This is a genomic window from Thalassospira xianhensis MCCC 1A02616 (assembly GCF_003326475.1).
GTDB lineage: Bacteria > Pseudomonadota > Alphaproteobacteria > Rhodospirillales > Thalassospiraceae > Thalassospira > Thalassospira xianhensis.
The window spans coordinates 1-14476 of sequence record NZ_JPWA01000012.1; the positions used below are offsets into that span (position 1 = coordinate 1).

Sequence of the window (14476 nt, forward strand, 5' to 3'; positions counted from 1 at the left end):
TTGCCGTCTTCAAGGCAAATGATGTAATCATCGCCAATCGATTTGCGGATCGGAACAGCTGGTTTCAGCGGCTCTTCTTCTTCAACGGTTTCGACTTCACGTAAAACGTCAAGTGAATTGAAAATTGTCGAAATCAATTCGGGAATCTGTGCAGATGCAATTGCATTGTTGCTGACATAAGCAGAAACGATATCAACAGTCATCTGTAGCAATTCGTCGCGGTCCAGAACGCTGTTTTCAGCATCGGTCATCTTGAAATATTTCCTTCGTCATTACGAATAGACAATGCTTTTTGCATTATTTCGCAGATATAGTCAAACAAGACTGTTATTCAATATACCAATTCTACTTAAATTTTATGAGCCGGATAAAACTAGGGTGGATGGTAAAGAAGTCACATATGAGATCGAAAAATAGACAATTCGGTTTGATTTGCACGAAGAATGCATGCTTTGTTACATCGATTTAGTTCTGGAGAGTGTGGGGGATTATATATCAAAGTATATATATCATTATTTTTCTTTAATTGACGTATTCCTAACGTAACCGGTGAGAAAATCTCCCTTTAAGTGTAGTAGCCTTATTGAGTGAACACTCAAAAGTTGTCCATCTAAAACTTTAACCACAAAGGCCGCTGTCCGTTGGCAGTTACGAAGCTATGTGCTAAAAGGCGCTCCAAATTACCTGTTGCGCGTATTTATCAAGGGCTCGCATATGACAGCCAAGACCATTGCCATCGCTGCCGATCACGGTGGTGTTGAACTTAAATCCCAAATCATCAAATCGCTTGCCGATAATGGCTGGGAAGTGATTGATCTCGGTACTGACGGATCGGCATCGGTCGATTACCCAGATTACGCGCAGGCCGTTGCCAAATCGATTATCGATGGTAAGGCCGCGAGTGGTATTCTTGTTTGTGGCTCTGGGATTGGCATGAGCATTGCCGCCAACCGTTATCCGCAAATCCGTGCCGCTTTGGTGCATGACCGGCTGTCAGCCGAACTGTGTCGTCAACATAACAACGCCAACGTTTTGTGTCTTGGCGCTCGCCTGCTTGGTGATGCGACGGCACTTGATTGCGTCAATGCATTCGTAACGACTGAATTTGAAGGCGGTCGACACGAACGTCGTGTCGAAAAACTGTCGTCACTTCCTGATTGATTTCTTTCGCCACCTGGCAATAACCCGGTACGGGTTTCGAACTTTGCAGCGTTCGTTCCCGCCACATTGTATCGAGAGGCCCCATAATGTCGTTTAAAGGCTTTTTCTCTACCAGCTTGTCAGAAGCAGATCCGGCCCTGTTCAAATCGGTAACTGACGAACTGGATCGTCAGCAGAACCAGATCGAAATGATCGCCTCCGAGAACATTGTTTCTAAGGCCGTGATCGAGGCACAGGGTACTGTGCTGACCAACAAATATGCCGAAGGTTACCCTTCACGCCGTTACTATGGTGGCTGTGAGTTTGTTGACGTTGCCGAGGAACTCGCAATCAATCGAGCCAAAGAACTGTTTGGTTGCGAGTTTGTCAACGTCCAGCCACATTCGGGCGCACAGGCAAACGGTGCTGTCATGCTGGCGCTTTGCAAACCGGGTGATACCATTCTCGGCATGTCACTTGATGCAGGTGGCCATCTGACCCATGGCGCACGTCCTGCGCTTTCGGGGAAATGGTTCAATGCCATTCAGTATGGCGTACGTGAAGACGACCTGACCCTTGATTATGATCAGGTTGAAGCCCTTGCAGTCGAACATAAACCGACCCTGATCATCGCTGGTGGCTCGGCTATTCCGCGCCAAATTGATTTCAAGCGTTTCCGCGAAATTGCGGACAAGGTTGGTGCGCTTCTGATGGTTGATATGGCGCATTTTGCTGGCCTGGTTGCCGGTGGCGTTCATCCGAGCCCGCTTCCTTATGCAGACGTTGTCACCACCACCACGCATAAAACCCTTCGCGGTCCGCGCGGCGGCATGATCCTGTCGAACAATGTTGAAATCGGCAAAAAGATCAATTCGGCGGTCTTCCCCGGCCTGCAGGGTGGCCCGTTGATGCATGTCATCGCGGCCAAGGCAGTTGCTTTTGGCGAAGCATTGCGTCCGGAATTCAAGGAATATGCGCAGCAGGTTGTCGACAATGCCAAGGCCTTGGCCGAAGTTCTGGTAAAGCGCGGTTTCGATATCGTAACCGGCGGCACCGATACGCACCTGATGCTGGTCGACCTGCGTCCCAAGGGGCTTAAGGGCAACAACGCCGAAGTCGCACTTGAGCGTGCAGGGATCACCTGCAACAAGAACGGCATTCCGTTTGACACTGAAAAGCCGACCATTACCTCAGGCGTTCGTTTGGGTACGCCGGCCGGCACCACGCGTGGCTTTGGTGTAGAGGAATTCAAGCAGATCGGTGAATTGATCGGTGATGTGCTTGACGCTCTTGTCGATAATCCTGATGGCAATGCCCAGGTCGAGAATGCTGTTCGCACCAAGGTCGAAGACCTTTGCAAACGCTTCCCGATCTATGCCTGATCCTTTCAGGAGCGAGTAAAAACAATGCGTTGCCCGTTCTGTGGCCATACAGACACCCAGGTCAAGGACTCCCGTCCGACCGAGGAACATCACGCCATTCGCCGGCGCCGGTTTTGCCCAGCCTGTGGATCGCGTTTCACGACGTTTGAACGCGTTCAGCTCCGTGAATTGATGGTGGTGAAAAAGGACGGGCAACGCGAATTGTTTGATCGTGACAAGCTTGCGCGATCAATCTTTCTTGCCTGCCGCAAACGCCCAATTGAGGATGAACGCGTCGAAAAGGCGCTTAATGGTATTCAACGTCGCCTCGAAAGCAGCGGTGAAAGCGACATTTCAACCGACACAATCGGTGAAATGGTGATGGGGGCGTTGATCGCACTCGATCAGGTTGCTTATGTCCGTTATGCTTCGGTGTATAAAAACTTCCGTGAAGCCCGCGACTTCGAACAGTTCGTGGAAAATATGCATGATGGGGAAGAAGAGGCGGACGCAGAGTAATGACAATCCCCGCGTTTTCGGATGATGACCGGCATTTCATGCGGGTCGCTCTAAGCCTGTCAAAACGCGGTCTGGGAAATGTCTGGCCCAACCCGTCTGTCGGGTGTGTTCTGGTTTCACCCCAGGGAACGATTGTCGGGCGCGGTTTCACCAAGCCGGGTGGAAGGCCCCATGCCGAACGTGTTGCATTGGATGAGGCTGCAGAAATGGCCCGCAATGCGACGGCCTATGTCACACTTGAACCCTGCAGCCATTTCGGCGTATCGCCCCCCTGTGCCGCAGGCCTGATTGAGGCCGGTGTTAAACGCGTTGTCAGTGCGCTTGAAGACCCGGATGATCGTGTATCCGGGCGAGGCCACGATATGTTGCGGGATGCGGGCATTATTGTCGATGTCGGGCTTTGTAGCGACGAAGCGCGTCATATTAATTCCGGTTTTCTGTCGCGCATTCTGTCCGGGCGTCCAACGGTGACGCTGAAACTTGCATCGACGATGGATGGTCGATCGGCAACAAAATCTGGCGAAAGCAAATGGATAACCGGTAGTGCGGCGCGCGAGCAGGGGCATCTTTTGCGTGCTAATCATGACGCAATCCTTGTCGGTGCGAATACCGTATTGACGGATAACCCGACCCTGACATGCCGTATCGCCGGACGCTACGAACAATCACCTGTTCGCATCATCCTGGATCGCAAAGGCGAGGTGCCACTGTCGACTGACATGGTGACAAGTGCCCATAATGTTCCGACCTGGGTCGTGACAACGGATGCACTTTTGCGCGAAGTTTCTGAAAAATTTACAGAAACCGATGTGAAAGTACTTTCTGCCAGATGCGATAATGATCATTTCGACCTAAATGACGTGATGAAACGTTTGGGCGAACAGGGGCTGACCCGCGTGCTGGTCGAAAGTGGCGGTATTCTTGCTGCCGGTCTGGTGCGGGATAATCTCGTTGATTGCATTGTCCATTTCAGCGCACCGTCCATTATAGGGGCGGATGGAAAAGCAATGATCGCGGATCTTGGTTTTGATCGCCTGTCAGATATATCGCGGTTCCGACGCGTTTCTGTTCGAGCAGTTGGCGAGGATATCGTGACAACATACGAGAAAATAACGGATAGTTGAATGTTCACAGGCATCATCACAGATATCGGTACCGTTCGAAAAATTGAAAAGCGCGGCGATACACGTTTCGAATTCACGACAGGTTTCGATACTTCCAAAATCGTTCTGGGGGCGTCGATTTCCTGCAATGGCGCCTGTATGACCGTGATTGAAACCGGGGCAGACTGGTTTGCCATCGAAGCATCTGCCGAAAGTCTGAGCAAAACTACCATGGGTGACCTTGGCGTCGGATCACGGGTCAATCTGGAACAGGCAACCCGGGTTGGGGACGAGTTGGGCGGCCACATTGTTTCGGGTCATGTCGACGGCGTTGCAGTCCTTACGAAACGCCTTCCGGAAGGTGATTCCCTGCGTCTGACATTCGAAGTTTCCGAGGTTTTTGCGAAATATATTGCGTCAAAGGGCTCCGTAACGCTTGAAGGTGTTTCTTTGACGGTCAATGAGGTTGACGGAAACACTTTTGGTATCAATCTGATACCCCATACCCAGACACATACAACGCTGGGATCGAAGCAACCGGGAGACCGGATCAATTTCGAGATAGACATGCTGGCGCGTTATGTCGCGCGCATGCTGGGGAAGGATTGAATAGCCATGCCACATCGCCACCTTTCGCCGATTGAAGATGTTATTGAAGAAGCCCGTAACGGCCGGATGTTCATCCTTGTCGACGACGAGGATCGCGAGAACGAGGGCGATCTGGTTATTCCCGCGCAAATGGCGACACCCGATGCCGTGAACTTCATGGCAACGCATGGCCGTGGGCTTATTTGTCTGACGCTTGAATCCGAACGGTGCGATCATCTTGGCCTGCCTTTGATGAGCGCGCGAAACGGTACACGACATGAAACGGCATTCACCGTTTCGATAGAGGCGGCAACCGGCGTCACAACAGGGATATCCGCCCCGGACAGAGCCAGAACAATTTCTGTAGCGATCGATCCAAAATCAACGGCGGATGATATCGTTACCCCCGGGCACATCTTTCCGCTTCGTGCGCGTCCGGGCGGGGTTCTGGTCCGTGCCGGGCATACCGAGGCATCGGTTGATATTTCCCGGCTGGCGGGGCTTAATCCGTCTGGCGTTATTTGCGAGATCATGAGCGAAAGCGGCGAAATGGCGCGTTTGCCAGAACTCGTTGAATTTGCCCAAAAGCATAATTTGAAAATTGCGCAGATTGCCGATTTGATCCGCTATCGCCGGAAGCACGAAAAAGTCGTTCAGCGCAAGGCGACAACCAAAATCAATTCGCTGCATGGTGGCGAGTTTGAGCTTAATCTTTATGTAAACAATATCACCTACGCGGAACATATCGCGCTTGTTAAAGGCGATATTTCTGATGGTGCACCAGTCCTTACACGCGTCCATGCCCTGAATGTTCTTGAAGATGTACTTGGCGACCGTCAGGGAAGCCACGGCGGTGAATTGCAGGCCGCAATGCGCCAGATCGGTGAGGAGGGACGCGGTGTGATCGTTCTGATCCGTGAACCGCGACCCAATACGCTTTCGTCATCGATTGCAAAACTGATCGAACGGTACGGTGGCGACGGCGAGGCACTTCGTCAGGAAATCGCGAAAACCGCTGGCGAATCTGATTTGCGCGATTATGGTGTGGGGGCGCAAATCTTGCTGGATTTGGGCATTCACGACATGATTTTGCTTTCAAACACCAAAAGACACATCGTAGGACTTGACGGGTTCGGTCTAAATCTGGTTGATCAGCGTCCGCTTGTCGTATCGGAGGAATAAAAACATGAGTAACGGTCCGCACATCCTGATCGTTGATGCGCCTTATTACACCCATATCGTCGAAGATCTGGTCAAAGGGGCTGCGTCGACTCTGGAAGCTGGTGGTGCAACCTGGGACCGGCTTTCTGTTTCCGGTGCCTTCGAAGTTCCGATAGCAATCCGATATGCCGTACAGTCAATGGCTGACCTTGCAACGGGCCCTCGGTATGATGGCTACCTTGCTCTCGGCTGTGTTATCCGCGGCGAAACCACGCATTACGATCACATCTGCGAAGAAGCCAACCGTGCCTTGATGCAGCTTTGCCTTGATTATCGTCTGGCGATCGGCAATGGCATCCTGACTGTTGAAAATGAAGCCCAGGCACTTGCACGTGCCAAGGCCGATCAGAAGAATAAAGGGGGCGAGGCCGCCCGCGCCGTTTTTCGTATGATCGAAGTTCAAAACCACTTTGGAATACATCACAAGTAATGACCGATAAACCCAAGGCATCAGCCGCTCAACGACGCAGTGCCGCGCGTTTTGCTGCCATTCAGGCGCTTTACCAGGCCGAACTTTCGCAGCTTTCGGCAGGTGATGTTGTGCGTGAATACTCCGACTTCCGCCTTGACGGCGAAGGTATTCGCGACCTTGAAGAACCCAACGACAACCTGATTGATCCTGATCGCGGTTTTTTCGCCGATCTGGTTCAGGGCGTCACCGCACGTACCGTCGACCTTGACGGATTGATCGATTCAGCGTTGGAAAAGGGCTGGACGACCAAGCGTCTTGAAACCGTTTTGCGCAGTATTCTGCGCGCGGGCACCTACGAATTGATGATGCGTGAAGATGTTCCGATGCGTGTCGTCATCACCGAATACGTGGATGCGGCCCATTCGTTCTTTGACGAAACCGAGCCGAAGCTGGTGAATGCTGTTCTTGACCGGATCGGCAAAACGCTTCGTGCAGGTGAAACCGGGCAGAAATAATATGGCAGGGCGGTCAGGAGAGTTTGATCTGATCGCGCGCCATTTTGCGCCAATCGCGCAAAAGTCAAAAGCCGCGTTGTCTCTCTTGGACGATGCGGCTCTTTTGTCTGTGCCCGATGGACAGGAACTGGTGATAACGGTCGATGCTCTTGTCGCAGATGTCCATTTCCGAAGTCAGGATGACCCGGCCAATATTGCGCGCAAGGTAATGCGCGTTAATCTGTCGGACCTTGCTGCAATGGGGGCATCCCCGCTGGGTGTCGTATTGACGGCAGGATATAACCGAGATTTGTCCGAGGACTGGATCGCGGAATTTGCGAAAGGTTTGGGACAGGATTGTGATGCCTTCGACACGCCGCTTCTGGGAGGGGATACCGTTGGTACACCCGGTCCTACATTCTTCAGTCTAACAGCATTTGGCGCAGTCCCGCCGGGCAGAGCGCTCCGCCGTGATGCGGCCAAGCCAGGTGATCTGATTGCGGTCACTGGGACCCTGGGGGATGGCGCGCTTGGCTTGAAGGTTCTGCAGGGTGATTTAAACAGCCTTGATCACGAAGATACCGCGTTTTTGGCATCGCGATACTGGGTGCCTCAACCACGTTTGGAAATCGGTCAAAAATGTGTAGCTGCCATTCGCCGGTATGCTGCGATGGATATTTCAGACGGACTGGCGGGGGATTGCCGAAAAATTTGCGAGGCATCCAATGTCGGTATGATCTTTGATCAAGAACGAATTCCTCTTTCAAAGGCCGCCCGGCATGCGGTGCAGAATGATCCTGCATTTTGGAATTCTGTACTTGCTGGCGGTGATGATTACGAACTTTTGATTTGTGCTGGTCCCAATGAAATCAAAGCTCTGGGTAGTGATATTACGATTATTGGTGAGGTAACAGATCGAAGCGGGCAGGTTGATCTGATTGGTATTGATAAAAAAATGGCCGAACTCGCAAAGGGCGGGTTCGACCATTTTGGATCCTAAGCGGACTTATTTCGTTTCGCTGAAGCGGCCAAGGTTGCCAAACAACTGCTGCAGGATTGTGATTTCTTTGCCTGCTGTTGGCGTGATCCGGTCGGTAGGAATGACCGGCTTTCCGTCTTCCAGGTCATATTCGCTCAGAATATCAACACGATTTGCGGCATCAAAGCTGATCAAAACGACCTTTTGTTCAACGACATCGGGTTCCAGAAAAGCAATTGTTTCAGTTCTACGCGAAATATAAAGCCAGACATTTTCATCGAACGCAGCGATGCTTGAAGGTGATCCCAGTAGATCCGTCACATCACCCTTGGTCGATTCTCCGACGACTATTTGCTCGAGAGCTTCCGGTTCTGGAGCATTACCACGTGTTGCAATACGTGGGCTGCAGGCAGAAACAACTGCCATTGCCAATCCGGCCAGCATCAGAAGGGAAATGCGTCTTGTTCTTTTATGCATGGAACTCACCAGAGCGATCCGCTAGTTAAAATCAGTAAGGAATTGCCTTGAGTTTCAGCGCTGGGCGCATGATATTGCCGGGCAATGGTGGGGCAGTATCGCCCCGGGAAATTTACGGCATTCTGCGTGCCATGGCGGGAATGTCAACGAAGGAGTGTTTCTGTTGTTCGGCTGGTTAAAGAAAAAGGACCGCAAACAAAGTGCTGCCTTTGCGCTTTACACCAGGATGGTCGAGCAGGCGCGAGACCATGCATTCTATACACGTCTTGGTGTTGCCGACACGATGGAAGGCCGCTTTGACTTGATTCTGGTGCATGCTTTCGTTCTGTTTCGCCGTCTGAAAAAAGACAATGAAGGCCGGAAGCTGGCACAGGAAATCTTTGACGTGATGTTTTCCGACCTCGATCAGAACATGCGTGAGATGGGAATTGGTGACGTCGGCATCCTTAAGCGCATCCGGAAAATGTCGGAGTCCTATCATGGCCGCATCGTCGCCTATGAAGAAGGCGTGCAAACTGGCGCCATAGAACTTGCAGCCGCCCTTAACCGCAATCTGTACGCAGATAATGACGCAAGCGACGCACAATTGATGGCCATGGTTGGCTATATCAATGATGCCCTTGCAAATCTTGATCGTCAGAAAACCGAAGAATTACACAACGGCGTCATTCATTTTCCGGCCGTGCCGGAAATCTCCGTTGCACAAACCGAATAGAAAGAGGCCCAAATGCCTGAGCAAATCGCACCTGAGTTTTCCCGTATCGTCAACACTGACGAACAGGTCGGGAAAAAGAACAAGATCGAGATTGAAGCGAACGAAAAAGAGTGTGCTGCACTTGCTGAACGCTTCGAACTGATTGCGATCAACAGTTTGAAGGCGACCCTGACAATCACGACGGCAGGCAACGGCGAAGTCACCCTGCGTGGTCCAATGCATGCCGATATTATTCAGCGTTGTGTCGCAACCCTGGAACCGGTTCCCGAGATTGTAGAAGACGAGGTGGAAGTTCTGTTTTCGCCGCACATTTCCGAAGATGATCTTCCGTCGAATCCCGATGATCTGGATGATCTTTCCGAAGAAGAACTTATGGCTCTTCTTGATCAACCGGAACCATTGGTCGATGGCAAAATTGATGTTGGCGAAGTCGTTTCGCAGTTTCTTGCCGTGGCTATGGACCCTTACCCCCGCAAGGATGGTGCAAAAGTCGCCGACGTGGTCAAATCCGAGGATGACGAAGAAGAGCGTCCGAACCCGTTTGCCAAACTTGCGGGCCTTAAGGAACAGCTCGAGAAGAAAAACTAAATTACCATTCTGGTTGCGTGTTTCGTCATGTAAGATATCGCTGAAATGCCGGTCGTTACCGGCATTTCACGCTTTTGAGCGAAAATACGGACCGAAAGCAGAACGGGACTGGCTTTGGGCTGCATATCGGCTTTACCTTGTATCTGGCTGAGAATTCCGGTAATTACGGGCGTTCCGGCATGCCGAAGACAAGTTTCGCCGATTGGCAAGCCTGCCGGTAGATTCCGGTTCAGATGTTTTAGAACAACCATAAGAGAATACATTGCCTGAACAGGTCTGCATATCACTTGACGCGATGGGAGGAGACCACGCGCCCGAGATGGTCGTGGCGGGTGCGGAAATTGCCCTGAAACGTTTGCCCCATCTTAAATTTTTGATGTTTGGGGATGAAGCGCGGATCAAACCGCTGCTCGCCAAATATCCAGGTCTTGAGGCCGTCAGTGAAGTTCGTCACGCCTCGCAAGAGGTGACAATGGATGACAAGCCGTCAGTTGCCTTGCGGCAACGGCGGGATTCCAGTATGCGGCTCGCCATCAATGCCGTGAAAGAAGGCGATGCGCAGGGCGTCGTATCTGCCGGCAATACCGGTGCACTGATGGCAATGGCAAAATTTGTCCTTAAAACGGTTCGTGGCATCGATCGCCCGGCCATCGCGACCTATATGCCAACCCAGCGTGGCGAAACCGTCATGCTGGATCTTGGGGCCAACATCGAATGCGACGAAAACAACCTGGTGCAGTTCGCACTGATGGGAGAGGTTTTCGCACGTATCCTGTTCGGAATAGAAAAACCGTCGGTTGGCCTGCTAAATGTCGGGATCGAGGAACTCAAGGGTAACGAGTCTGTTAAGAAGGCAGCCGCTATCCTGCGGGAAATTGATCTTCCAATCCGTTTCGAAGGATTTGTGGAAGGTGATGACCTTGCCAAAGGTACGGTCGACGTGATTGTTACGGACGGCTTCACCGGCAACGTCGCACTTAAAACCGCCGAAGGTACAGCACGCCTACTTGTTCATTTTCTGCGCGAGACCTTCAAAAGTTCTTTCTGGGCAAAAGTCGGGTACTTGCTTGCTCGTCGTTCACTGCAGCGTTTTCGTGAACGGATGGACCCGCGTCGTTACAATGGCGCAATGCTGCTGGGCCTGAACGGGATTGCGGTGAAGAGCCACGGTGGCACCGATGCATTGGGTTTCTCGAATGCCATTGGCGTTTGTCACGACCTTATAGCCAACCGACTCAATGAAACGATCAAGGGCGAACTTGCTGCCTTTGAAGAAGCAATCTCCAAAGCGCCCATCGATGAGGAAACCATCGCCCTCGCAGCTGGCCAGGCCGACTGATACTGTCCCCAACTATTCCCACTAAAACTGGCGGTTCTTAAATCATGACTGTTCGTTCTCGCATTATTGGTTGCGGATCATATCTTCCTTCGAATGTTGTAACCAATGATGAGCTGGCAAAGCGCGTCGATACGTCTGATGAGTGGATCGTTGCCAGGACTGGAATACGCCAGCGCCACGTAGCTGCGGAGGGTGAAACCACCAGTGATCTGGCGGTTGCGGCTGCCACGCGCGCTATGGAGCATGCGGGTGTAACTGCAGCCGATATCGACATGATCATTGTTGCGACGGCAACACCCGATAATACTTTCCCGGCCACGGCCACAAAGGTTCAGCATCGTCTTGGTGTTGTCGGTTTTGCGTTTGATGTTCAGGCGGTCTGCTCGGGCTTTGTCTATGCACTGACCACCGCCGATATGTATATTCGCAACGGTCAGGCAAAAACTGTTCTTGTGATCGGGGCCGAGACATTTTCTCGCATTCTTGATTGGGAAGATCGCCGTACATGCGTTTTGTTCGGTGATGGGGCTGGCGCAGTTGTTCTTCAGGCCGTCGAAGGGCAGGGAACGATCAAGGATCAGGGTATTCTTGCAAGTCGGCTGCATTCGGATGGCAGCAAATACGAACTTCTTTATGTTAATGGCGGCCCGTCTTCGACGCAGACCGTGGGGTATCTTCAGATGGAAGGCAAAGAAGTCTTCCGTCATGCTGTGACCAATCTTGCCGGTGTTATTCGTGAAGTTCTTGCTGATACCGGGCTGGAAGCATCGGATATTGACTGGCTGGTCCCGCATCAGGCGAACCGTCGCATTCTGGATAGCACCGCCAAAAAGTTTGGTATTTCCGAAGATAAGGTGGTGATCACAGTTGATCGTCACGCAAACACATCAGCTGCATCGATTCCCCTGGCACTGGCAGAAGCGGTTCATGATGGACGTATTCAGCGCGGTGACATTGTTATTCTGGAAGCAATGGGCGGCGGCTTTACCTGGGGTGCGGCACTCGTACGATGGTAAAGCAGAAATTTCCCGCAATATCAGTGAAAAACAAAGCATTTGCTTAAAAAGCACAACATTCTGCCTTAAAGCAATGTATCCTGTTGATATTGACTGATTTCGCTACCAGATATAGCCTTGTGTATAAAGTCCCGTTTTAAGGAGGCGGCCAGTTATGTCGGAAGCTACGATTACCCGCGCGGATCTCGCCGAAGCCGTTTATCAGGAAGTCGGTTTGTCGCGTAACGAGTCCGCCCAGTTGCTGGAAACGGTACTCGATGAAATTTCTTCTGCACTGATCAAAGACGAAGTCGTCAAGATTTCCTCCTTTGGCAGTTTCTCTGTCCGTCAGAAAGGGCAGCGCATCGGTCGTAACCCCAAAACGGGCGAAGAAGTACCGATCCTGCCACGCAAGGTGCTTGTGTTCCGGCCGTCGCAGGTGCTGAAAGCACGCATTAACGCTTAAGAACCGAACTCATGAAAAATCACTTGGGGGCTGTGGCGGATAACCGCCGCACAGCAAAGTCTGACTCTGCGTTTCGTACAATTAGCGAAGCAGCAAAAGAACTGGGCCTGCAGCAGCATGTCCTGCGTTTTTGGGAATCCAAGTTTCCCCAGATCAAGCCGATGAAACGTGCGGGCGGGCGTCGTTACTACCGCCCGGAAGACTTGGTGTTACTGGCAGATATCCGTTCTTTGCTCCATGATCAGGGATATACGATCAAGGGCGTGCAAAAGCTGCTGGATCAGCACAAAGGCAAGTTGCCTTCCGAAATTGCAGTTGCTTCTTTGACGGAAACAGCTGATCTCGCTTCGGATCAAATACAACCTCCTGTCGCAGTGTCTGGCAACGTAACCGCATCCGATAAAATTGCTCTGACGAACCTTTTGGGTGAATTGGAAGACCTGCAGGGCATCCTTAAGTCGGCCTTGGGGCAGGCGGAAAAAAATACGTAAAAACCATTTGCGTCTTTGGGCTTGCGCGGCTATTTATCGAGCCGCGCCAAACGGCGCATTTACGGTCGGAGCGTGGCGCAGCCTGGTAGCGCACCTGCATGGGGTGCAGGGGGTCGGAGGTTCGAATCCTCTCGCTCCGACCAATTTAATCTCTCGCAAAATTTGATTTGAACCCTGTTGTCCTGTCGAGGCTACAGCGTCAATCGCGCAAGCATGTCCAAGACGTCATTATCACCAAATCGGAACAGAATTATTTCGCCTGAGCTTGGATAAACACCGGTCAATGCGGTAATGTTCACCTGATGGGTGATCAACAGGGCATTGCTGTGTTTGGGAAGTGCGCGAAGTCGGTCAATGATTTGATCTGTCTGTATTTTCTTGGTGCTACCATCGCGGAAAAACGAATTCAAAGCAGGTGTCTCAATCACGTTGCCAAGTCCGAGTAATTTGGCTGTTTCCAAACAGCGACACCACTGACTGCTGAGAACTACGTCCAGCAATATGCCCGCTTCACGCACGCGCGCGCCTATTGCACGCGCTTGATTGCGACCAGCCTCGTCAAGGTTTCGTTGGGTATTGCAATCGCCAATAACAAAGTTCTTGGGATCGCCAGTGCCCGGTGCGATGGCATGGCGCATCAGCGCGTGCACTCCGGGCTGGCGCCATATATCCAACGAATGGGGCACATCTGCTGCCTTGATGCTGTGGGGGACAAACGAGCAGACGAAAGTTAGAGCGACAATCGTATTTCTGATACATGAACGCATGATGCGGCACACTCATTGGCAAAAAGTTATTGAACTTGATACCCGAGAACGTACTGATCAGATCAGTTGAGCGGCAGCTGGGGGCTTGGATCTATTAGGCCCTGTTATCTGTAACGGAGGTAGCGACCCGACGGCCTTCATCTGTCAGTTTGCAGATCAGCCAATCCGGTTTTATCGGGTTATCGAACCATGGTGCAGCCCATCCGTGATCGATGCAGCTTTTGACCGTTTTTTCGCTAATCTGTTTGCCGTTGGTATCAAAAAGCGGCAGCTTTCCGCCAGGCTGGCTTAGGCCGCGGCGCAACCAATCGAGTTGTACCTGTGTCGGTTTCACCTGCTTTTCCCCGTCATAGCGCCTTCGGGCAGGATGTCGCGCCCGGTTGGCGTAATGTAATGACCAAGCTATATATTGCAGTTAAGTGTGACGGATAATCATCCGGGGAGCAATCATGATGACGAACGATCCCTTCGAGCAGAGCGATATGGTGTTTCTTTACGTGACGGTGCCAGATATGGAAGTCGCACGCGTGATCGCAGGTGGTGCCGTCCGAGAGCGATTTGCGGCCTGTGCAAACATTTTACCGCAAATGGTCGCGGTCTATGAATGGGACGACGACATTGAGGAAGAAAATGAAATGATCGTCATTTTGAAAACAAGGTCTTCGGTGGCGAAGGACCTTGCCGGCTGGATCGCCGACCACCATCCATACGAGGTTCCTTGTATCCTTGAGATTCCCCTTGGCAGAGGAAACGCCCCGTACGTGAATTGGTTGCGAAATCAGGTTAATAAAGCAAAAGCCCCGAAGTGATTGCATAGGGGA

The 14476-nt window shown here is 51.7% G+C and carries 20 protein-coding genes and 1 tRNA gene; 17 read left to right on the forward strand and 4 right to left on the reverse strand.

What is annotated here, in order from left to right:
- Positions 1-251 (reverse strand): MucR family transcriptional regulator (locus tag TH5_RS11205; protein WP_167443530.1); only part of this gene is annotated, 251 nt, incomplete at its 3' end.
- Positions 252-714: 463 nt separating this feature from the next.
- Here TH5_RS11205 and rpiB point away from each other — a divergent pair.
- The 9 genes from rpiB to thiL all read left to right on the forward strand — a co-directional run bounded on the left by rpiB (position 715) and on the right by thiL (position 7838).
- A complete protein-coding gene (rpiB, locus tag TH5_RS11210) occupies positions 715-1161 on the forward strand; it encodes a ribose 5-phosphate isomerase B (protein WP_114121944.1) in 447 nt (148 codons plus the stop codon).
- Positions 1162-1247: 86 nt separating this feature from the next.
- On the forward strand, positions 1248-2522 hold the full coding sequence (gene glyA / locus TH5_RS11215) for a serine hydroxymethyltransferase (protein ID WP_062958496.1): 1275 nt from the start codon (positions 1248-1250) through the stop codon (positions 2520-2522).
- A 24-nt stretch (positions 2523-2546) separates the two neighbouring features.
- On the forward strand, positions 2547-3020 hold the full coding sequence (gene nrdR, locus TH5_RS11220; RefSeq protein WP_114121945.1) for a transcriptional regulator NrdR: 474 nt from the start codon (positions 2547-2549) through the stop codon (positions 3018-3020).
- Entirely contained in the window at positions 3020-4144 is a 1125-nt protein-coding gene (ribD, locus tag TH5_RS11225) for a bifunctional diaminohydroxyphosphoribosylaminopyrimidine deaminase/5-amino-6-(5-phosphoribosylamino)uracil reductase RibD (RefSeq protein ID WP_114121946.1), read from the forward strand. Before nrdR ends, ribD begins: the two co-directional genes overlap by 1 nt.
- Positions 4145-4732, forward strand: a complete 588-nt coding sequence (locus TH5_RS11230) for a riboflavin synthase (RefSeq protein WP_114121947.1) — start codon at positions 4145-4147, stop codon at positions 4730-4732.
- Positions 4733-4738: 6 nt separating this feature from the next.
- Positions 4739-5893 carry a 3,4-dihydroxy-2-butanone-4-phosphate synthase gene (gene ribB / locus TH5_RS11235; protein WP_114121948.1) on the forward strand — a complete coding sequence of 385 codons (1155 nt, stop codon included), beginning with the start codon at positions 4739-4741 and terminating at the stop codon, positions 5891-5893.
- Between the two features lie 4 nt (positions 5894-5897).
- Positions 5898-6362, forward strand: a complete 465-nt coding sequence (ribH, locus tag TH5_RS11240) for a 6,7-dimethyl-8-ribityllumazine synthase (protein WP_114121949.1) — start codon at positions 5898-5900, stop codon at positions 6360-6362.
- Positions 6362-6859, forward strand: a complete 498-nt coding sequence (gene nusB, locus TH5_RS11245; RefSeq protein ID WP_114121950.1) for a transcription antitermination factor NusB — start codon at positions 6362-6364, stop codon at positions 6857-6859. Before ribH ends, nusB begins: the two co-directional genes overlap by 1 nt.
- Before the next feature lies 1 nt (position 6860).
- Positions 6861-7838 carry a thiamine-phosphate kinase gene (gene thiL, locus TH5_RS11250; RefSeq protein WP_114121951.1) on the forward strand — a complete coding sequence of 326 codons (978 nt, stop codon included), beginning with the start codon at positions 6861-6863 and terminating at the stop codon, positions 7836-7838.
- 6 nt (positions 7839-7844) lie between these two features.
- Here the strand turns inward: thiL and TH5_RS11255 are convergent, their stop codons facing one another.
- Complete coding sequence (locus tag TH5_RS11255) at positions 7845-8243, reverse strand: outer membrane protein assembly factor BamE (RefSeq protein ID WP_244204889.1); 399 nt, start codon at positions 8241-8243, stop codon at positions 7845-7847.
- Positions 8244-8457: 214 nt separating this feature from the next.
- Between TH5_RS11255 and TH5_RS11260 the strand changes: the two genes are divergently transcribed.
- The 7 genes from TH5_RS11260 (at position 8458) to TH5_RS11295 (ending at position 13031) form a co-directional block, all read left to right on the forward strand.
- Complete coding sequence (locus TH5_RS11260; RefSeq protein WP_114122044.1) at positions 8458-9009, forward strand: ubiquinol-cytochrome C chaperone family protein; 552 nt, start codon at positions 8458-8460, stop codon at positions 9007-9009.
- 12 nt (positions 9010-9021) lie between these two features.
- On the forward strand, positions 9022-9597 hold the full coding sequence (locus tag TH5_RS11265) for a YceD family protein (RefSeq protein WP_062948793.1): 576 nt from the start codon (positions 9022-9024) through the stop codon (positions 9595-9597).
- A 262-nt stretch (positions 9598-9859) separates the two neighbouring features.
- Positions 9860-10936 (forward strand): phosphate acyltransferase PlsX, encoded by a 1077-nt coding sequence (gene plsX, locus TH5_RS11275; RefSeq protein ID WP_097050228.1) that lies wholly within the window; start codon positions 9860-9862, stop codon positions 10934-10936.
- 44 nt (positions 10937-10980) lie between these two features.
- Positions 10981-11952 carry a beta-ketoacyl-ACP synthase III gene (locus TH5_RS11280; RefSeq protein WP_114121953.1) on the forward strand — a complete coding sequence of 324 codons (972 nt, stop codon included), beginning with the start codon at positions 10981-10983 and terminating at the stop codon, positions 11950-11952.
- A 154-nt stretch (positions 11953-12106) separates the two neighbouring features.
- The gene (locus tag TH5_RS11285) at positions 12107-12397 is read left to right on the forward strand and encodes an integration host factor subunit alpha (protein WP_007089542.1); all 291 of its coding nucleotides are present in this window, start codon (positions 12107-12109) and stop codon (positions 12395-12397) included.
- A gap of 11 nt (positions 12398-12408) precedes the next feature.
- Positions 12409-12888, forward strand: coding sequence for a MerR family transcriptional regulator (locus tag TH5_RS11290; protein WP_114121954.1), 480 nt, complete (start codon positions 12409-12411; stop codon positions 12886-12888).
- 66 nt (positions 12889-12954) lie between these two features.
- Positions 12955-13031, forward strand: a tRNA-Pro gene (locus TH5_RS11295).
- A gap of 48 nt (positions 13032-13079) precedes the next feature.
- Here TH5_RS11295 and TH5_RS11300 read toward each other — a convergent pair.
- Together TH5_RS11300 and TH5_RS11305 are read right to left on the reverse strand one after the other, a co-directional pair.
- Positions 13080-13526, reverse strand: a complete 447-nt coding sequence (locus tag TH5_RS11300) for a histidine phosphatase family protein (protein ID WP_114122045.1) — start codon at positions 13524-13526, stop codon at positions 13080-13082.
- A 223-nt stretch (positions 13527-13749) separates the two neighbouring features.
- Positions 13750-13989: a hypothetical protein gene (locus TH5_RS11305; RefSeq protein WP_097050232.1), complete on the reverse strand. Its 240-nt coding sequence runs from the start codon at positions 13987-13989 to the stop codon at positions 13750-13752.
- A gap of 115 nt (positions 13990-14104) precedes the next feature.
- Between TH5_RS11305 and cutA the strand changes: the two genes are divergently transcribed.
- On the forward strand, positions 14105-14464 hold the full coding sequence (gene cutA / locus TH5_RS11310; protein ID WP_231858137.1) for a divalent-cation tolerance protein CutA: 360 nt from the start codon (positions 14105-14107) through the stop codon (positions 14462-14464).
- The last annotated feature ends 12 nt before the right edge of the window (positions 14465-14476 follow it).